Genomic DNA, 19,364 nt, shown 5'->3' on the forward strand with positions numbered 1-19,364 from the left:
TTAAACTTCATTATACCTAAAGCAATTTACTTCATGGTCGTTTACCATTCCGGTAGCTTGCATATGCGCATAAATAACTGTAGAACCTACAAACTTAAAGCCACGTTTTTTTAAATCTTTACTTATGGCATCGCTTAAGGGTGTGTTTGCTGGAGTATCTTTATAACTCTTAAAACTATTTTTTATTGGCTTACCATTAACAAAATCCCAAATGTAAGTGCTAAAACTTCCAAATTCTTCTTGTATTTTAATAAACGCCTGAGCATTACTTATGGTTGCATTTATTTTAAGTTTATTTCTTACTATTCCTGGATCTTGTGTTAGGGCTTTGCGTTTAGCATCATCGTATTTTGCTATTTTTTTATAATCGAAATTATCGAATGCCTTTCTGAAATTTTCACGTTTTCTAAGAATGGTAATCCAGCTTAAACCAGCTTGAAACGTTTCAAGAATTAAAAACTCAAAGAGAGTGGCATCATCTTTTACGGGTACACCCCATTCTAAATCATGGTAAGCCTCATATAAATCATCATTTTTACACCAGCCACATCTGTGTATTTCCATCTTGTAAGGTTTTAAATATATTGTTACTAATGTAACAACAGTTACCTAAATAAATACATTTAAGAAGTAAATTTGTAAGGTAAAATTAATGTATTATATGGAAGCAACACAACAAATCGTAAAAAATGAGATTATTCAATCGGGTTTAGATCACTCTATGTCTTATCAAGAGTTTAGAGAATTAGTTAAAACATTATCTAAAACAGGAGGAGCAACTGGTCATGAGCAAACGGCAGCTTTAGTTGGATATACTAAAGTTAATGAAAGTCGCATGAAGCGTTGGGATAAAACTTTAAAAGTGTCAGAAAAAGATACTAAATCTATTCAAGATTTTAAAGGCGATATTACCTGGTTGGTGATTGCAGAAAGCTGGTGTGGAGATGCTGCACACGTTATGCCTGTAATAAATAAAGTAGCAGAATTAAATGATAATATAAACTTAAGGGTTGTATTACGTGACGATCATGATGCATTAATGAATCTTTTTTTAACTAATGGAGGGAAATCAATTCCAAAATTAATTATGATTGACAATACAACTGGAGAGGTTGTAAACACATTTGGACCAAGACCTACAATAGCAACAAAACTAGTTGCAGACTATAAAGCGGAACACGGGGTTTTAACAGCAGAATTTAAAGAATCTTTACAAACTTGGTATAATTTAAATAAGGGGCAAAGTACAATTGCAGATTTAATAGAGCTACTTAAATATTAGTGTTTCCCTTCAAAATAAAATGTTATTGAACCTATTTGAGACGGTTTTGAAGCATCTGGATTAAAACGTGCTTTTTTAGCATACTCTATAGCACTGCTAATTAAGCACTCGTTTTTTGATGTAGAAGCATTATTTAAATAGGTGTCTGTTACATCTCCTGCGGCATTTACAGTAATGTTTATAATAATCTTTCCGCTAGCTTCGCATAGATAAATTGGTGTAGGCAGATATTCATGAGTACGGTCTTTTAAAGAGTAATGCATGCTACTATTCTTATTAACCGATGCATTCATGCCTATTTTTTTACTAGAATTGTTCCCATTAGAGGCATTAGATTGCTGTTTTTTCTGGGTTCTTTTTTTTAATATACTGTTTACACTATTATAAGCAGATAATTCATCTGTAAGATGATCATTGTCTGTTAATGCCGTGTTAGTGTTTTCAATGAGTTCCTTAGCTTCTGTAATCTCTTCTGTTTGAGTTAGCCTTGAATTTTCATAGTCTTTTGGAGGAGCTATAGGGTTGTATGCTTTGGCAAAACGTTTGGAATTGTCTGTTTCATTAAAAGCTTTATTCGTTTCTGCTTTTGCTTGGTCCGACTGTTTTGTAAGTTCTTTTTGTTCAAGTTTCTTTTCTGTGTCTTGTTCGGGTTGTAAGTCGTAAAAGGTTTCAGAAAGTAAAGTATCGTTTTTTTTAAGCTGTATATTAAAAACAATAAGTAGCACAGTGCCTGCAATGAGAGCTGTAATTAAAGCTGCTTTATGAGTGTCTGCTAATTTCAACAAAGTAGGTGTTATTGTAAATAGAAAAACTAATATACGTTTTTTCTTTAGTCTTAGTCTTTTAATTGAGCTATAAACTGTTCAGGACTTACCGCATCTTTAACTTTAAAATCGCCAATTCTTGTACGGCACAGTTCAGCTAAGTGTGCTCCAGAATTTAAAGCTTTACCAAAATCGTTAGCCAAAGAACGTATGTAAGTGCCTTTGCTACAAATTACTCTAAATTCGACTTTCGTATCAGAGATATTGGTAATTTCAAATTCAGTAATTTGAATGGTTCTGGGTTTTATATCTACCGCAACACCAGCTCGAGCTAATTCGTACATACGTTTACCATCTTTTTTAATGGCAGAAAATACGGGCGGATATTGTTGTATCTCGCCAATAAATTGTTGTGTTGTAGCGTGAATTAATTCAGGTGTAATGTGAGCTGTAGGAAAGGTTTCGTTTATTTCGGTTTCTAAATCAAAAGAAGGTGTTGTGCTTCCTAATACAATAGTACCAGTGTATTCTTTTATCTGCCCTTGAAAAGTGTCTATTTGCTTAGTCATTTTACCCGTGCAAATCACTAATAATCCAGTAGCTAACGGGTCTAACGTGCCGGCATGACCAACTTTTATTTTTTTTATATTAAACGCCTGACGGATTTCCCAACGCAGTTTATTTACCGCCTGAAACGACGTCCAGTGTAATGGTTTGTCTATTAGTAATACTTGTCCGTCTATGTAATCGTCTAGTGTTTTCTTCATATTAATTTAAAACTGTATATCCAATGGCAATACACCCTACAATAGCACAATAAATAGCAAAATATGATAATTTACTTTTTTTAACTAACGAAATCATCCAAGTACAAGCAAAAAGCCCACATATAAAAGCTGCTACAAAACCAGCAGAAAGTGCTGTAATGTTTGTGCTTTCTAAATTTAATTCTCCTCCTAAAATGTCTTTAGCGATTTTTCCGAAGATTAATGGTACAACCATTAAAAACGAAAAACGTGCGGCTTTAGTTTTGTCGTTTCCGAGTAAAACAGAAGTCGAAATTGTAGCTCCAGATCTTGAAATACCCGGAAGCATGGCAATTGCTTGAGAAATTCCAATAATAAACGCATTCATAAAAGTTACCGGTTTACCAGTGTCTTTAGCTTTGTCTGCTAAGAATAGTAATACAGCAGTAATTAGTAACATAGCGCCTACTAAAAGTAAGTTTCCGCCAAAAAGCGCCTCTAATTGTTCTTCAAAAAATAAACCAATAATTACCGCTGGTAGCATTGAAAGTGCAATTTTAGCAATGAATTGTAAATCTTCGTTCCACTCAAATTTTAAAGCACCTTTAATAAGCTCAAAAATATCTTTTCTAAAGATAACCATGGTACTTAAAGCTGTAGCAAAATGTAGTACAACAGTAAAAAGTAAGCTTTCTTCTGGTACAGAATGGTCGCCCAATATGGCTTTACCAATTTCTAAATGTCCACTAGAGGATACTGGTAAAAATTCGGTAAGCCCTTGAATAATGCCAAGGATAATTGCATCTATAGTTTCCATTATTTTTTATTCGGATTTAAAAGTATAGCATAAATCTGAATCCCGAAACCGATAAGGACTAGTGTTGGTGCAAGTCTAATACGTCTAAAACTAAAAATATCTGGACTAAATACGTTAGGGTCGTCACTACCTCCACCAGACATTAAAATAAATCCTAAAGCAATTACACCTAATCCAATAAGCATAAATTTATAGTTTTTCTTTCCAAAGATAAATTCGTTTTCAGAAAGTTTTTTTTGTTTTTGTTCTCCCATATCTATTTGTAATTAAGCTTTAAACAGAAAGCTTTGCAAATTAAAGGTTTTATTTAGAAAGAGTTCTTAAAGTGGTTTTAAAATTACTCTAATATCACAGTATCTAAAATGTTATGTAAAGCTGCTTTTTCTTGGTCGTTGGTATACGATAAGATAAAAGATATACTAAATCCATAACGTACTAAGCAGTAAAATTCTTGTTGTACATTATATGCCCCAAATGTAGCTTTAGCCCTTAAAACGTCGAAGGTTTCACCTCCAAGTTTTTTAGTGTCTAGAGTTTCTTCAAATTGATATTGTGCAGGGGTTTGCTTTAATAATTCTTTAGAATTAAATAAATAATCACGACCACGTTTTACAGTTGGTGTTCCAGAAACATTCTCTGCAACAACAGATAAAGATGCATTATAACTTTGAGTAGATTTTAAAGGGTGCTTAAATAATGAAAACAAATACGCCGTATTAACTTGAGATGCTTTTAGGATGGAACCCATTTTGGTGTTTTCTCTAGCCAAATATTTTTCACCTTTATCTGTAATTGCCTTTATGTTGTGTTTAGATTGTTGTGTCCAATCTTCTGGATATTGAAAAGATAGTCCAAAATACGGATTGGTGTATGTATAGTCTTTGGTCTCCCCAAAATCAAAATCTTCTGGTAGGTTTTTAACTTCTTTTTTACAGCTTAATACGCATAAAAAGAGAAGCGTATAACATAAGGATTTTATCATATTAATAGTAGAGTTGATCTGTTTTTAAATTTAAGAAACGTTGAGTCGCAATAAATGTACTAATCCACGTAATTACTATACCTAAAATAAATATGGTTACAAACAAGCCACCAATAAGAATCGGGTTATTTAGTAATTCTAAATCTGGGAAGGTTTTATTTAAATAATAAAAAACTATAGCCATACCAATTAAAGCTAAAACCGCACCAATAATGCCAAGTTTTACACTCTTCCAAACAAAAGGGCGTCTTATAAAATGCTTAGTAGCACCAACCATTTGCATGGTTTTAATGGTAAAGCGTTTTGAGTATACAGAAAGTCTGATCGAACTGTTAATTAATAATACAGCTATTAATGTAAAAATACCGCTTACTACTAAAATCCAGAAACTAATGCGTTTTACATTTTCATTCATTAATGTCACCAAATCGTTATCGTAGCGTACTTCGTCCACAAATGTTTTAGATAGCGCTTCATCAGATATTGTTTTTAAATGTTCTGAGGTTACATAATCGGCTTTTAAGTGTACATCTATAGAGTTTTGTAAGGGATTAAAGCCTAAAAAGTTCATAAAATCTTCACCGTTTTCAGCTTTCATAAATTCTGCAGCTTGCTCCTTAGATACATATTCGGTAGTCTTAACATAATCGGCCATAGTTAGGCTTTTTTCAAGCTGTTTGGTTTCCACCTCTTTGGCAGTATCTTTTAAATAAATAGTTACCACAACTTGCTCCTTAAAATGGTCGGCAAGTTTTTTGGTGTTCAGTACAAGCATACCTAGTAAACCAAGTAAAAATAATACTAAAGCAATACTCAATACCACAGAAAAATAAGACGATATTAATCGGCGTTTTTGATAGTTTTCAAAAGATGAGCTCATATAAGGTGTAAATTTGTTTGTAAAAATATAAAAGAAATCTATTTCCTTTAGGATAACAACGTTTAAACTTTCAACATTGTTATATTAAGCTTAAATTTGCGGCTTTATTAAGCCGAATTCACAAAGATGACTTATAATTTTAACGACATAGAAGCCAAATGGCAAAAATATTGGGCAGAACACAAAACGTTTCAAGCCAAAAATCAATCTGAAAAACCTAAATATTATGTACTCGACATGTTTCCTTATCCTTCGGGAGCAGGATTGCACGTAGGGCATCCGTTAGGATATATTGCTTCAGATATTTATGCCCGTTATAAACGTCATAAAGGGTTTAATGTATTGCACCCACAAGGTTACGATAGCTTTGGTTTACCGGCAGAGCAATATGCCATACAAACAGGGCAGCACCCTGCAATTACTACCGAGACTAATATTGCAACCTACCGTAGACAATTAGATAAGATTGGATTTTCGTTCGATTGGTCTCGCGAAGTGCGTACCTCGAATCCGGAATATTATAAATGGACACAATGGATTTTTATTCAGTTGTTCAATTCTTGGTTTAATAACGATACTGCTAAAGCCGAAGCAATTTCAACTTTAGAAACTCTTTTTTCTAAAGAAGGTAATGCTACTGTAAATGCGGTATGCGACGATAATGTTGAAGCGTTTACAGCAGAAGATTGGAACGGATTTTCTGCAGATAAAAAACAAGCTGTTTTATTACAATACCGTTTAACCTATTTGGCAGAAACTGAAGTAAATTGGTGCCCAGAATTAGGAACCGTTTTAGCAAACGACGAGATTGTAAATGGCGTGTCTGAGCGTGGAGGATATCCTGTAATTCGAAAAAAAATGACCCAATGGAGCATGCGTATTTCTGCTTATGCAGAGCGTTTACTTCAAGGCTTAAATGATATTGACTGGACGGATTCGTTGAAAGAAAGTCAGCGCAACTGGATTGGAAAATCGGTTGGTGCTTCGGTAACCTTTAATGTAAAAGGCTACGACGATAAAATTGAGGTATTTACTACACGTCCCGATACGATTTTTGGTGTGAGTTTCATGACCTTGGCACCAGAGCACGAATTGGTGTCTAAAATTGTAACGGCCGACCAAAAAGAGGCTGTAGAAGCTTATATTGAAAAAACAGCTAAACGTAGCGAGCGCGAGCGTATGGCCGATGTAAAAACCATTTCGGGTGTGTTTACAGGAGCCTATGCCGAGCATCCGTTTACTAAAGAACCTATTGCGATTTGGATTGGAGATTACGTGTTAGCGAGCTACGGTACAGGAGCTGTTATGGCGGTACCTTGTGGTGACCAACGTGATTACGATTTCGCAAAACATTTTGATATCGCTATTCCAAATATTTTTGAAGGCGTAGATATTTCTGAAGCTGCTTTCGGGGAAAAAGGAAACACAAAACTTACAAATAGTGATTTTTTAAACGGATTGGCGTATAAAGAAGCAACCAAAAAAGTAATTGCCGAATTAGAATCACTTGGGCAAGGAGAAGGAAAAACAAACTACCGTTTACGCGATGCCGTGTTTAGTCGTCAGCGCTATTGGGGAGAGCCATTTCCGGTGTATTATGTAAATGGAAAACCACAAATGATTGCAACCGAACATTTACCAATTCGTTTGCCAGAAGTAGAAAAATATTTACCAACCGAAACCGGAGAGCCACCTTTAGGTCGTGCCGATGTTTGGGCTTGGTGTACAGAAACTCATACCGTTGTTAGCAACGAAAACATAAATAATACCACTGTATTTCCATTAGAGTTAAACACTATGCCAGGTTGGGCGGGAAGCTCTTGGTATTTCTTCCGTTATATGGAAGAAGCGTCTAAACGCGGCGATGCCTTTGCTAGCGAAGAGGCGCTTAACTATTGGGAAAGCGTTGATTTATATATTGGTGGTAGCGAACATGCCACTGGGCATTTATTGTATTCTCGTTTCTGGGTGAAATTTTTAAAAGACCGCGGATTTGTAAATATTGAAGAACCTTTTAAAAAGCTGATTAACCAAGGGATGATTTTGGGGACTAGTGCTTTTGTATATCGTGAAGAAGGAACAAATACTTACCTTTCTCATGGTTTAATTGAAGGAAAAAAGGTGACGCCTATACATGTAAAAGTACAATATGTAAATGCTTCAGATGAATTAGATATTGATGGATTAAAAACTGATGGTGAATTTGGAGAAGATTTTAAAGATGCTGAATTTATTTTAGAAGATGATGTGTACAAAGTAGGTCGCGAAGTCGAAAAAATGTCGAAATCTAAATACAATGTGGTTAACCCAGACCAGATTTGTGTGGATTACGGCGCAGATAGTTTAAGACTTTACGAAATGTTCTTAGGGCCATTAGAGCAAGCGAAACCTTGGAATACAGCCGGAATTACAGGAGTAGATGGATTCCTTAAAAAAGTTTGGAAGCTATATGTTGGTGAAGATGGTTTAAATGTAACTGATGTAGAGCCAACAAAAGACAACCTTAAAACGCTTCATAAAACCATTAAAAAGGTACAAGAAGACATCGAGAATTTCTCTTTTAATACGTCGGTATCTACGTTTATGATTGCGGTAAACGAGTTTAATGCACAAAAATGTGTAAGTAAATCGGTATTAGAGCCGTTTTTAATCTTGTTATCGCCTTATGCGCCACATATTGCAGAAGAATTATGGAGTCAGTTAGGGAATTCAGAATCTATTTCTGAAGCACCTTTCCCAGAGTTTGATGCGAGTCAGTTGGTAGAGAGTAGTAAAGTATACCCTATATCTTTTAACGGGAAAATGCGTTTCACTCTAGAGTTATCTCTAGATTTATCTAAAGACGAATTAGAGAAAATAGTAATGGCTCACGAGAAAACCCAAGAGCAATTACAAGGGCGTACTCCTAAAAAGGTAATTGTAGTGCCAGGAAAAATTATAAATATTGTTGGGTAAATTTAAATTATCTTATTAAAAAATAAGGGTTAAAAAGTTTTTAACCCTTATTTTTTAAGGGGTCAATGTTGTAAATGTGTAAATATTTTAACTTGACCCTTCTTTTTTATGGGGGTCTCGATAAAAAATACGAATTTTGGGTGATAAAATATATTTATCATGAAAATTGGTGTTCCAAAAGAAATTAAAAACAACGAGAATCGCGTAGGGATGACTCCGGCAGGAGTTTTCGAATTAGTTAATCAAGGTCATACCGTTTATGTGCAATCTACAGCGGGAGAAGGTAGTGGTTTTTTTGATGAGGTGTATCAGGAAGCTGGCGCCATCATTTTAGAAACTATTCAAGATGTTTATCAGTCTAGCGATATGATAGTTAAAGTGAAAGAACCTATACAAGAAGAATATGATTTAATTCAGCCCAATCAAATCGTATTTACCTATTTTCATTTTGCGTCTAGTGAAGCATTAACCTTAGCGATGTTAAAAAGTAATGCGGTTTGTATTGCTTATGAGACTGTTGAAGATGAAGATGGAACCTTGCCTTTACTAACACCAATGTCTGAAGTTGCAGGTAGAATGGCCATTCAGCAAGGAGCTAAATATTTAGAAAAACCTATTAAAGGTCGTGGTATCTTATTAGGTGGTGTACCTGGTGTTACACCCGGAAAAGTGTTAATTTTGGGTGCTGGAGTTGTAGGCGTACAAGCCGCCAAAATGGCCGCTGGATTAGGCGCACATGTAACCATTATGGATGTTAATATGAAACGTTTACGCTACGTTAACGATATTATGCCAAGCCATGTGGTAACCGAATATTCTAGTGTATATAATATTAAAAAACACATTCAAACACACGATTTAATTATTGGAGGTGTGCTTCTAAAAGGAGGTAAAGCACCTAAATTAATTACAAGAGCAATGTTAAAAGATATGCGACCAGGAACGGTGTTGGTTGATGTCGCTGTAGACCAGGGTGGATGCATGGAAACGACTAAAGCAACGACGCACGAAGACCCAACTTTTATAATAGATGATATTGTACACTATTGTGTTGCAAATATGCCGGGCGCTGTACCTTATACATCTACTTTAGCATTAACAAATGTAACTTTACCTTATGTATTAAAATTAGCTAATAAGGGATGGGAAAAAGCTTGTGCCGAAGATGCATCTTTAGCGTACGGATTAAACATTGTAAATGGTAAAATTGTATACAAAGAAATTACAGAAGCGTTTGAATGGGGTGTAGAATATTATGCTTAAGCCCTGACAAAATTTCTTAATTTTAATTTGGCTTATTATTTGCTATATTATAGTAAATTTAATCATAAAAATTAAAAGATGTATACATATTATATCCTTATAGGAGCTATTGCCTTAGTAAGTTGGTTGGTGAGTAATAAGCTTAAATCTAAATTTAAGACCTACTCTAAAGTACATTTAAGAAATGGCATGACTGGTAAAGAAATTGCTGAAAAAATGCTAGCGGATAATGGTATTCGCGATGTTCGAGTTATTTCTACCCCAGGACAATTAACAGACCATTACAATCCAGCAAACAAAACGGTAAATTTAAGCGAGTCGGTGTATTTACATGCTAATGCCGCGGCAGCAGCTGTTGCAGCTCACGAATGTGGTCATGCAGTTCAGCATGCTCAAGCATATAGTTGGTTAACTATGCGCTCTCAATTAGTTCCAGCTGTTAATATATTTTCTAAAATGTCACAATGGTTGGTATTTGGAGGTTTAGTTTTAGGAGCTGCCTCTGGTGCAGGTATAGGGTTTTGGGTGTCTATTGTAGGTTTATTAATGATGGGTATTGCAACTCTATTTAGTTTTATAACGTTACCAGTAGAATATGATGCGAGTAATAGAGCTTTGGCTTGGTTAAAAAATAAAAATATGCTTGCTCCTAATGAATATGATGGTGCAGAAGATGCTCTTAAATGGGCTGCAAGAACATATTTAGTAGCTGCTTTAGGTGCTTTAGCCTCTTTATTATATTGGGCCATGCAAATTTTAGGAAACAGAAATTAAATATTAAAGTACTAATAATAAAAAAGGTCTAACTGTGTAGTTGGACCTTTTTGTTTGATGCTATTAAATGTTTGGGAGGTGCTAATTATTTTATAGCACCACAAGCAATACGTTTACCTGCATCTCCTGTTGGTTGCGTGGTATAATCGTCTGTACCTTCATGAATAATAATACCGCGTCCTGTTATAGTCCTAGTGGTATCTTGGCATTTAATGCACCATTCATCGGTACTGAAATTTACTGTTGCTTTACCATTTTCGTCGGTAGTAAAATTTCCAATATCTCCACGGTGGTAACCTTGATCGTCTCCCCATTTTCCGTGTTTAGTATTGGTAGGATTCCAGTGTCCTCCAGACGACTTCGCATCATGTGACGAGCAGTCGGCTTTTTCATGTAAATGTATAGCATGAACCGTTTTTGGGTTCAAGCCTTCTAATTCTGCTAACATTTTAACCGTATTATTTATTTCGGTAAATACCACTGTACCAGAAACTTTACTATCACTTTTAGCTTGTAATGTTACTTTAATTTGATTTGTGCTATCCATTTCCGTCTCTGTAGTATTATATGTACTAATACTGTCTGTATTAGGTGTATGGGTAGGATCAGACATTGGATGATTTTCTTTTTTCTTTTGATCGCAAGCTGAAAAAGCTAGAAAGCATAAGGCGATCCATGTAAAATGTTTGAATGTCATAATGTTGATTTTTAATTATTTAATTCGAAATTAAAAAAACAACACAGTAAAAATTAATGGAAAAGCTTAAAAAACTAACTCAAATAATAAAAGCAAAACCATTAAATTGGAATTTGTCTATCTATTTGTTGCTGAAGCGAGATAAAAGTTTCAGTTCTAGAAACCCCTACAATAGATTGGATATCTTTATTTAGAAGCTGCATAAGGTGTTCGTTGTCACGGCAAAGAATTTTAATAAAAATACTCCAATTACCCGTTGTGTAATGACATTCTATAACTTCAGGAATTTTTTTTAGCTGTTTAACAGCTTCGGGATTACTCATGGCTTTATCTAAGTAAATACCTATAAATGCCATAGTAGTATATCCTAATACTTTAGGATTAATTGTAAATTTAGAACCCGATATTAATCCAGATTTTTCTAATTTACGTAAGCGCTGATGAATTGCTGCTCCAGAAATACCTACACTTCTGGCAATTTCTAGTATAGGAGTTCTGGCATCTTCCATTAAAGCACGAAGAATTTCCTTGTCTATACCATCGATTTCAATATTTTGATTAGAAATTTTCATCAATTATTCGTATTAGTAAAATATAAAAGTAACAAAAGTCTGTAATGCAGAAAGCGATCTTATAAATTAATTAAGTTTTAAACTTTTTACCTTATTAATTGAATGAGTTTTGTGCTTTGTAATTAATTTCTTTCAGAGTGTTAAAAATACAGGTTTAAACAAAGTATTTAATGCATTTTTAATAGTTAAAGTCACTAAAATTTCCGAACTTTATAATAGAAATTAATTTACTGATATATTAATTATTCAAAAGTTCTTTGTAAGAACAAAATTGAAAAAATAAGATGTTTTTAGTCATTAGTTTATGGATAAAAAAATAGTAATTACTGGTGGTGTTTTAGGATGTTTAAGTGTAGGTATAGGAGCATTTGCAGCTCACGGATTAAAACCTTTACTAACAGTTGAATCTTTGCAAACTTTTGAAACAGGTGTGCGTTACCAAATGTACCACGCATTATTTTTAGTGTTTGTAGGAAGTACAAACATGTTATCTAAAGCTAAAAAAACAGTTGTTTTTTATTTGGTATTATTAGGGGTTATTTTGTTTTCTGGTTCTATTTACGGATTAGCAACAAATACTCTTTCTGCTTTTAATTTTAAAAGCATAGGTTTTGTAACACCTATAGGAGGAGTACTCATGATACTAGGTTGGTTGGTTATGATATTGTCTTGTTTTAATTCCAAACAAGATAATTAAATATATAACACATAACTCAAGTTAATAAGTACAAGTCTCAAAATTTTATATGGTAATGTACTAAATAAAATTTTGAGAGTTGTACTGCAAAACAAGTCATATTATGGTAGATAATATTCAAACTACGAAAACGATTTCGCTAGAATCTTACGGAATCAAAAATGCAGATGTTAAGTATCAATTGCCTTCAGAAGAACTGCACCAAATTACAATTGATAAAGGACAAGGTGTAGAAGCGTCCAGCGGAGCTTTAGCAATTAATACTGGAGAGTTTACGGGACGATCGCCTAAAGATCGTTTTATTGTTAAGGATGATATAACTAAAGATCGAGTTTGGTGGGGAGAAGTCAATATTCCATTTGCTCCAGAGAAATTTGATGCTTTGTATAATAAGGTAACCGAATATTTGTCTAATAAAGAGGTTTTTGTTAGAGATAGTTATGCTTGTGCAGATCCAAATTACAAATTAAATATACGTGTAATTACAGAAACGCCTTGGAGTAATATGTTTGCGTATAATATGTTTTTAAGACCTTCTGCCCTAGAATTAGAGAATTTTAAACCAGAATGGAGTATTGTATGTGCGCCTAGTTTTATGGCCGTACCTGCAGAAGATGGTACCCGCCAGCATAATTTCGCAATTCTAAATTTCACCAAAAAAATAGCTTTAATTGGTGGTACAGGATATACTGGAGAAATTAAAAAAGGAATTTTTTCGGCTTTAAACTTTATCCTTCCTGTCTTTAAAAATACGTTGCCTATGCACTGTAGTGCAAATGTGGGAGAGCAAGGAGATACCGCTATTTTCTTTGGATTATCGGGGACAGGAAAAACAACACTTTCAGCCGATCCTAATCGAAAATTAATAGGTGATGATGAGCACGGTTGGACTAACGAAAATACTGTGTTTAATTTTGAAGGCGGTTGCTATGCAAAGGTAATAAACCTATGTAAAGAAAACGAACCAGATATCTATAATGCCATTAAACCTGGAGCTATACTTGAAAATGTAGTTTTAGATACAGAAGGGCATGTCGATTTTGAAGATACATCTATCACTCAAAACACACGTGTTAGTTACCCTATAAATTTTATAGAAAATATACAAGTGCCATCCATAGGTAAAAATCCTAAAAATATTTTTTTCCTAACTGCAGATGCGTTTGGGGTTTTACCTCCAATATCTAAACTAACGCCAGCTCAAGCAGCCTATCATTTTATTTCGGGTTATACTGCTAAAGTGGCTGGAACAGAAGCAGGGGTTAAAGAGCCTGTACCATCCTTTTCTGCTTGTTTTGGAGCGCCATTTATGCCTTTGCATCCTGCAAAGTATGCAGAAATGTTAAGTAATAAAATGAAGGAAGCTGGTGTAAATGTTTGGCTTATAAATACAGGTTGGACTGGTGGTCCTTATGGTATAGGTACACGTATGAAATTAAAATATACGCGTGCAATGATTAATGCAGTACTAAATGGAGATTTAGGGTTATATACGCATCATGATTATCATATTCATTCTGTGTTTGGAGTAGCACAGCCACGAACTTGTCCTAGTGTCCCAACATCGGTTTTAAGTCCGAGAGCTACTTGGAATAATGATGAAGCATATTATAAAACAGCATTTAAATTATCTAATGCTTTTAGAAAAAACTTTGAACAATTTGAAAGTATTGCTAGCGAAGAAATTAGACGTGGCGGTCCGCAACGTTACAACCCATAATATATAATTGTCCTAATTTCTTTTAAACCAAAAAAGGCGATTCTTATTACAGAATCGCCTTTCGTAATTTATATAAGGGTGTTATTTTCCTTTATTTACTTTTTCAATGTATTTTTCTAAAGCCATAGTCATAGATGGTGTTTCTTTAGTAGGTGCAGCAATATCTACACGTAATCCTTTTTCTTCAACAGCCTTAATAGTTGTATTTCCAAATACTGCTATACGCGTATCGTTTTGTTTAAAATCAGGGAAGTTGTGAAATAAAGATTCAATACCAGAAGGGCTAAAGAACACTAAAACATCGTATAAAACATCTGCTAAATCAGATAAGTCGCTAATTACAGTTCTGTAAAATACAGCTTCTTTCCAATTAATACCTAAACCATTTAAGATTTGCGGCACTTCAGGTTTTAGTTTGTCTGTTGTAGGTAATAAAAATTTTTCGTCCTTATACTTTTTAATAAGAGGTGTTAATTCAGAAAATGTACGTTTTCCTACATATATTTTCCTTTTTCTGTAAACCACATATTTTTGAAGGTAATACGCTACGGCTTCAGATTGGCAGAAATATTTCATTGAATCTGGGACTTTAAAACGCATTTCTTCTGCAACTCTAAAAAAGTGATCTACCGCATTACGGCTAGTTAAAATAATAGCAGTGTAGTTGTTTAAGTCTACTTTTTGCTGTCTAATTTCTTTTGCTGGAACTCCTTCTACGTGAATAAAAGGTCGGAAATCAATTTTTACTTTTTGCTTTTCTTGAAGATCAAAATATGGAGAATTTTCTATTTTAGGTTCTGGCTGAGAGACTAAAATTGTTTTCACTTTCATGAGCGTTTTTTATTAAGTTGACCCTAATATGATGTAATTAATTTATACAAAATTATATAAGGTGCGATTTCGAGAGTGCAAAGATATAAAATAAAATAAAAAAGGTTAGATTTAATTAGTTTTTGATAACGTTTTAATGAAGTTGATAAACGTAAGACTAAAATAATTAGGAATATGGAAAATACCACATACAAAATTGTTTTTGATGGAGTTACACTATAAATTAAAAATGCATTTATAGGAATAAAAAACATCCCAAAGTAATTCTTATATGTTTTCTTCTGAAAAATGTAATGCTCAATAATCTCATCAATATTAAAAATATTTGCAATGACTCTTTCTATAAGTAATTTTAAAAATAAAAAAGCTCCTATACAAACCGTAATAGTTAGCATTAAATGAGTTTCTATTTGTGAGTTTGAAAAAAAAGTACTGTAGCAAATACTTGTAAAAATTGCTGTAGAGATTATAAAATTGGTTAAAAGTAAAATGTCAAAAAAATCAATTAGTTTTTGATCTCTAGAATAAATATTAAAATATTTAGATGTCGTTAAAATGGCTGCTAAATCATTAAATCTATGTGTAAATTTAGCTTTAGCAATAGTAATACTAATTAAGCCTACCATAATTAGAATGGTAAATATTTCATTATATGTGACTTCTCTAAGCATGCACCAAAATTATTTAAAATAATAATAGTCACATGGCATTATTAAGAAATATTTTAAAAAAAGAAATTACTAAATAATGTACATTTGTAAACTTAATAGCAATTAATAAGTGAGAGACTCTATAGTCATAATCCCTACATATAACGAGATTGAAAATATTGAGGCCATAATTAGAGCCGTATTTTCACAAGAAAAAGACTTTGATGTTTTAGTTGTCGATGATAATTCGCCAGATTTAACAGCTTTAAAAGTAAAAGCACTACAAGCATATTTTCCTGAGCGTCTATTTTTAGAAGTAAGACAAGATAAATCGGGTTTAGGTACAGCATATATTCACGGTTTTAAATGGTGTTTAAAACGTACTTATAAATATATTTTTGAAATGGATGCCGATTTTTCTCATAATCCAACAGATTTAGTACGTTTGTATAACGCTTGTGCAAATTCTGGAGCCGATTTGTCTATTGGATCTCGATATGTAAAAGGCGTAAATGTAGTAAATTGGCCTATGAATCGTGTATTAATGTCTTATATGGCATCTAAATACGTACGTCTTATTACAGGTATGAAAATTCATGACACCACTGCAGGATTTGTATGCTATAAACGTGAAGTTTTAGAAGCTATTAATTTAGATAAAATTAAATTTGTAGGCTACGCATTTCAAATCGAAATGAAATTTAAAGCTTATATTAAGCAATTTAAAATAGAAGAAGTACCGGTAATTTTTACCGATAGAACTAAAGGAGAATCGAAATTAAGTTCAGGGATAATTTCTGAAGCCATTTTTGGTGTAATTTCAATGAAATTGAAAAGTATTTTTAAAAGAGAGTAACATGATGCAGCTAAAACAAGTACTAATAAAAAATGCTAAAATTGTAAATGAAGGCGAGATTTTTGAAGGCGACATTTTAATTGAAGGCGAATTTATTAAAGAAGTAGGAGAATCTATTAGTGCAAAATCTTCGGATGTTCAGGTTTTTGATGTAGAAGGGAAGTATGTAATGCCAGGAGTTATAGATGATCAGGTGCATTTTAGAGAACCAGGTTTAACACAAAAAGCAAATATAGCTACAGAGTCTAAGGCAGCAATTGCTGGTGGAATCACATCTTTTATAGAGATGCCTAACACCATTCCGCAAACTACAACCCTTGAAAAATTAGATGAAAAATTTGCCATCGCAGCAGAAACATCTCACGCTAATTATTCGTTTATGTTTGGTGGTACTAACGATAACTTAGAAGAAATTTTAAAAGTAGATACTAAAAACGTAGCTGCTTTAAAGCTGTTTTTAGGCTCGTCTACAGGTAATATGCTTGTAGATAACCCAAAGGTTTTAGAAGAAATATTTTCTAAAGTAAAGATGTTAATTGCAGTACATTGTGAGGATGAAGACACTATTAAAGCAAATTTAGAAACTTTTAAAGAAAAGTACGGCGAAGATATTCCAATTAAATACCACCCAGAAATTAGAAGTGAAGAAGCTTGTTATTTATCCTCTTCAAAAGCTATCGAATTGGCTAAAAAAACAGGAGCAAGGTTGCATGTATTTCACCTATCTACAGGTAAAGAAACAAAACTGTTTTCTAATAAAATACCTTTAAAGGATAAGAAAATTACTGCCGAAGTTTGTATTCACCATCTATGGTTTACAGATGATGATTATGAGAAAAAAGGAACTTTCATTAAATGGAATCCTGCTGTAAAAACAGAAAAAGATCAAGATCAACTTTGGGAGGCACTTTTAGATGGGCGTATAGATGTGGTAGCTACAGACCATGCACCACATACGTTAGAAGAAAAACAAAATATATATACTAAAGCACCGTCTGGCGGACCGTTAGTACAACATGCATTACCAGCTATGTTAGAAATGCATCATCGTGGAAAAATTTCTTTTGAGAAAGTGGTAGAAAAAATGTGCCATAACCCTGCAATTTTATTTCAAGTAGAAAAACGTGGGTTTATTAAAGTAGGACACTATGCAGATTTAGTGGTAGTCGATTTAAATAATCCATGGACAGTTACTAAAGAAAATATTTTATATAAGTGCCAATGGTCTCCTTTTGAAGGGACTACATTTAAATCGCGTATAACAGATACTTTTTTAAATGGAGAGTTGGTGTATCATAATTTTAAATTTAACAACGTTAGAGCTGCAAAACGTTTAACTTTTAACAGATAAATGAAACGTTTATTAATAGCTATTCTTACTTTTTTTTGTGTCTTATCTTGTCACCAAGTTTCTAAACCCAAGAAACCAAAAAACTTGATATCTAGGGAGAAAATGGTCGACATTATTATAGACATGAGTTTGTTAACTTCTACTAGAGGATTTGATAAAAAAAATCTGGATAGTAATGGGATTACTGTACAATCTTATATTTACGATAAATATAATATTGATAGTTTACAGTTTGCAGAAAGTAATGAGTATTATATATTTAATTTAGATGAATATGATGCTCTATACGAAAAAGTAGACGACAGCTTAAAGGTCTTAAAAAAACAGTTTCAGGAAATACAAGACCAAGAAGAGGAGGCTAAACGTAAAAAAGATTCTTTAGATAAATTAAAGGAGCCTGATTTAATTCCTATAAAACATAGGGAAGTTAAAAATCTAAAGCCTGAGAACTTAGATGTGGAGGCGTTAAAAAAGAAAGATTAAAGTTCGTTTTTAAACTGTTTGCAAATAGATTGTATAGTAGTATCAATAGCAGTCCATTTATAGTTTAAAAGCGCTGTTATTTTTTCTGAACTATATTGTGATTGACTTACAATGGTTTTCGCCATTTGCTTACTAAGACTGCGCTTTTTTCCAGTTACTTTATGGCGTAGCCAATCTAATCGCCAGCCCAGTTTCGCTTGCCAAGGTTGTATCTCATTATGAGGTATTTTAACCCCTAAGTGCTTGGCTATAGTTTGTAACAGTTTTTTATAACTCCAATGTTCGGAGACTAAAATGTAATTTTGGTTTTTAATATCCATTGCCATCAAAGTCATCATAATATCTACAACATCTTCTACCGCAACAAATCCCGTAATGCCATTGGTGTAATAATTTAAATGATTGTAAACCTTATAAAATAAATTCCCGCTGCCTTGATTCCAAGCACCACTTCCTAAAATTACTCCTGGATTAACAATAATGGCATCTAAACCTTCTTGTGTACCGCGCCAAACTTCCATTTCTGCGCCATATTTAGTAATGGCATACACATTATTATCTTCTTCAGGATTCCAAAAAGTTTCTTCTGTAATAGGAGTATCTGTAAGCGATTGCCCTAAAGTGGCAACAGAACTTACATAACATAATTTACTAACTTTATAACTTAAGCATAGGTTAACAATATTTGCTGTGCCTAAAGTATTGGTACGTTTTAGTGCAATATAATCGTTAGGGTCAAAAGAAACCAAAGCAGCGCAGTGATAAACCTGTGTAACATTCTTAAAAGCAGCTTCTAAATCAGGTAAATTTAAGAGGTCTGTTTTTACCCATTCAATAGATTCAAATAACGACGTGTCTGATGTATAATAAGAAAAGATTTTTTTAGCAACCTCCAGTTTCGCTTCCGATCTGTAAATTGCTCTTATTTTTTTTGAATTATTCGCTAATTTATAAAGTAAATGCGAACCAACAAGTCCTGTGCCTCCCGTAACTAAAATCATAAAACTAAGGTAAAGAATTATTTAATATAGGGGTAATTATACT

21 protein-coding genes are annotated in these 19,364 nt (G+C 33.4%); 9 read left to right on the forward strand and 12 right to left on the reverse strand.

The window, feature by feature from the left end; translation table 11 throughout:
- Complete coding sequence (locus tag FNB79_RS05735) at positions 1–564, reverse strand: DNA-3-methyladenine glycosylase I (RefSeq protein ID WP_143380402.1); 564 nt, start codon at positions 562–564, stop codon at positions 1–3.
- A 97-nt stretch (positions 565–661) separates the two neighbouring features.
- On the opposite strand from FNB79_RS05735, the gene FNB79_RS05740 reads away from it, so the two are divergent.
- Entirely contained in the window at positions 662–1,282 is a 621-nt protein-coding gene (locus tag FNB79_RS05740) for a thioredoxin family protein (RefSeq protein ID WP_143380403.1), read from the forward strand.
- Here the strand turns inward: FNB79_RS05740 and FNB79_RS05745 are convergent.
- The 6 genes from FNB79_RS05745 to FNB79_RS05770 all read right to left on the reverse strand — a co-directional run bounded on the left by FNB79_RS05745 (position 1,279) and on the right by FNB79_RS05770 (position 5,471).
- Positions 1,279–2,064: an energy transducer TonB gene (locus FNB79_RS05745; RefSeq protein ID WP_246073334.1), complete on the reverse strand. Its 786-nt coding sequence runs from the start codon at positions 2,062–2,064 to the stop codon at positions 1,279–1,281. The two genes, FNB79_RS05740 and FNB79_RS05745, sit on opposite strands and share 4 nt — an antisense overlap.
- A gap of 53 nt (positions 2,065–2,117) precedes the next feature.
- Positions 2,118–2,813 (reverse strand): tRNA pseudouridine(55) synthase TruB, encoded by a 696-nt coding sequence (gene truB, locus FNB79_RS05750; protein WP_143380404.1) that lies wholly within the window; start codon positions 2,811–2,813, stop codon positions 2,118–2,120.
- Between the two features lies 1 nt (position 2,814).
- Positions 2,815–3,609, reverse strand: coding sequence for an undecaprenyl-diphosphate phosphatase (locus tag FNB79_RS05755; protein WP_143380405.1), 795 nt, complete (start codon positions 3,607–3,609; stop codon positions 2,815–2,817).
- Positions 3,609–3,863, reverse strand: coding sequence for a DUF3098 domain-containing protein (locus FNB79_RS05760; RefSeq protein ID WP_143380406.1), 255 nt, complete (start codon positions 3,861–3,863; stop codon positions 3,609–3,611). The genes FNB79_RS05755 and FNB79_RS05760 overlap by 1 nt, the downstream gene beginning before the upstream one ends.
- An 83-nt stretch (positions 3,864–3,946) precedes the next feature.
- Complete coding sequence (locus FNB79_RS05765) at positions 3,947–4,591, reverse strand: hypothetical protein (RefSeq protein ID WP_143380407.1); 645 nt, start codon at positions 4,589–4,591, stop codon at positions 3,947–3,949.
- Between the two features lies 1 nt (position 4,592).
- The gene (locus FNB79_RS05770; RefSeq protein ID WP_143380408.1) at positions 4,593–5,471 is read right to left on the reverse strand and encodes a cell division protein FtsX; all 879 of its coding nucleotides are present in this window, start codon (positions 5,469–5,471) and stop codon (positions 4,593–4,595) included.
- A 126-nt stretch (positions 5,472–5,597) separates the two neighbouring features.
- Between FNB79_RS05770 and leuS the strand changes: the two genes are divergently transcribed.
- The 3 genes from leuS to FNB79_RS05785 all read left to right on the forward strand — a co-directional run bounded on the left by leuS (position 5,598) and on the right by FNB79_RS05785 (position 10,463).
- The gene (gene leuS, locus FNB79_RS05775) at positions 5,598–8,426 is read left to right on the forward strand and encodes a leucine--tRNA ligase (protein WP_143380409.1); all 2,829 of its coding nucleotides are present in this window, start codon (positions 5,598–5,600) and stop codon (positions 8,424–8,426) included.
- Positions 8,427–8,585: 159 nt separating this feature from the next.
- Positions 8,586–9,689 (forward strand): alanine dehydrogenase, encoded by a 1,104-nt coding sequence (gene ald / locus FNB79_RS05780; protein WP_143380410.1) that lies wholly within the window; start codon positions 8,586–8,588, stop codon positions 9,687–9,689.
- Between the two features lie 78 nt (positions 9,690–9,767).
- A complete protein-coding gene (locus tag FNB79_RS05785; protein ID WP_143380411.1) occupies positions 9,768–10,463 on the forward strand; it encodes a zinc metallopeptidase in 696 nt (231 codons plus the stop codon).
- A gap of 85 nt (positions 10,464–10,548) precedes the next feature.
- On the opposite strand, the gene FNB79_RS05790 is transcribed toward FNB79_RS05785, so the two are convergent.
- Together FNB79_RS05790 and FNB79_RS05795 are read right to left on the reverse strand one after the other, a co-directional pair.
- A complete protein-coding gene (locus tag FNB79_RS05790; protein WP_246073335.1) occupies positions 10,549–11,160 on the reverse strand; it encodes a superoxide dismutase family protein in 612 nt (203 codons plus the stop codon).
- A gap of 101 nt (positions 11,161–11,261) precedes the next feature.
- A complete protein-coding gene (locus FNB79_RS05795) occupies positions 11,262–11,732 on the reverse strand; it encodes an Lrp/AsnC ligand binding domain-containing protein (protein ID WP_143380412.1) in 471 nt (156 codons plus the stop codon).
- A 304-nt stretch (positions 11,733–12,036) separates the two neighbouring features.
- Between FNB79_RS05795 and FNB79_RS05800 the strand changes: the two genes are divergently transcribed.
- Both FNB79_RS05800 and pckA read left to right on the forward strand, forming a co-directional pair.
- On the forward strand, positions 12,037–12,429 hold the full coding sequence (locus tag FNB79_RS05800; RefSeq protein WP_143380413.1) for a DUF423 domain-containing protein: 393 nt from the start codon (positions 12,037–12,039) through the stop codon (positions 12,427–12,429).
- A 103-nt stretch (positions 12,430–12,532) separates the two neighbouring features.
- Positions 12,533–14,149 carry a phosphoenolpyruvate carboxykinase (ATP) gene (gene pckA / locus FNB79_RS05805; protein WP_143380414.1) on the forward strand — a complete coding sequence of 539 codons (1,617 nt, stop codon included), beginning with the start codon at positions 12,533–12,535 and terminating at the stop codon, positions 14,147–14,149.
- A gap of 81 nt (positions 14,150–14,230) precedes the next feature.
- On the opposite strand, the gene FNB79_RS05810 is transcribed toward pckA, so the two are convergent.
- Together FNB79_RS05810 and FNB79_RS05815 are read right to left on the reverse strand one after the other, a co-directional pair.
- The gene (locus FNB79_RS05810) at positions 14,231–14,980 is read right to left on the reverse strand and encodes a uroporphyrinogen-III synthase (RefSeq protein WP_143380415.1); all 750 of its coding nucleotides are present in this window, start codon (positions 14,978–14,980) and stop codon (positions 14,231–14,233) included.
- A 23-nt stretch (positions 14,981–15,003) separates the two neighbouring features.
- Positions 15,004–15,651, reverse strand: a complete 648-nt coding sequence (locus tag FNB79_RS05815) for a DUF4271 domain-containing protein (protein WP_143380416.1) — start codon at positions 15,649–15,651, stop codon at positions 15,004–15,006.
- Positions 15,652–15,760: 109 nt separating this feature from the next.
- Here FNB79_RS05815 and FNB79_RS05820 point away from each other — a divergent pair, with 109 nt between their 5' ends.
- From FNB79_RS05820 to FNB79_RS05830, 3 genes are read left to right on the forward strand one after another with little or no spacing between them, the layout of a single operon-like run.
- Entirely contained in the window at positions 15,761–16,486 is a 726-nt protein-coding gene (locus tag FNB79_RS05820; protein WP_143380417.1) for a polyprenol monophosphomannose synthase, read from the forward strand.
- Positions 16,487–16,490: 4 nt separating this feature from the next.
- The gene (locus tag FNB79_RS05825; protein ID WP_143382569.1) at positions 16,491–17,837 is read left to right on the forward strand and encodes a dihydroorotase; all 1,347 of its coding nucleotides are present in this window, start codon (positions 16,491–16,493) and stop codon (positions 17,835–17,837) included.
- A complete protein-coding gene (locus FNB79_RS05830; protein ID WP_143380418.1) occupies positions 17,838–18,320 on the forward strand; it encodes a DUF4296 domain-containing protein in 483 nt (160 codons plus the stop codon). It abuts the gene before it with no gap.
- Here the strand turns inward: FNB79_RS05830 and FNB79_RS05835 are convergent.
- A complete protein-coding gene (locus tag FNB79_RS05835; protein ID WP_143380419.1) occupies positions 18,317–19,321 on the reverse strand; it encodes an NAD-dependent epimerase/dehydratase family protein in 1,005 nt (334 codons plus the stop codon). The genes FNB79_RS05830 and FNB79_RS05835 overlap by 4 nt on opposite strands.
- Positions 19,322–19,364: the final 43 nt, after the last annotated feature.

It is taken from the genome of Formosa sediminum (genome assembly GCF_007197735.1).
GTDB classification, from domain to species: Bacteria; Bacteroidota; Bacteroidia; order Flavobacteriales; family Flavobacteriaceae; genus Formosa; species Formosa sediminum.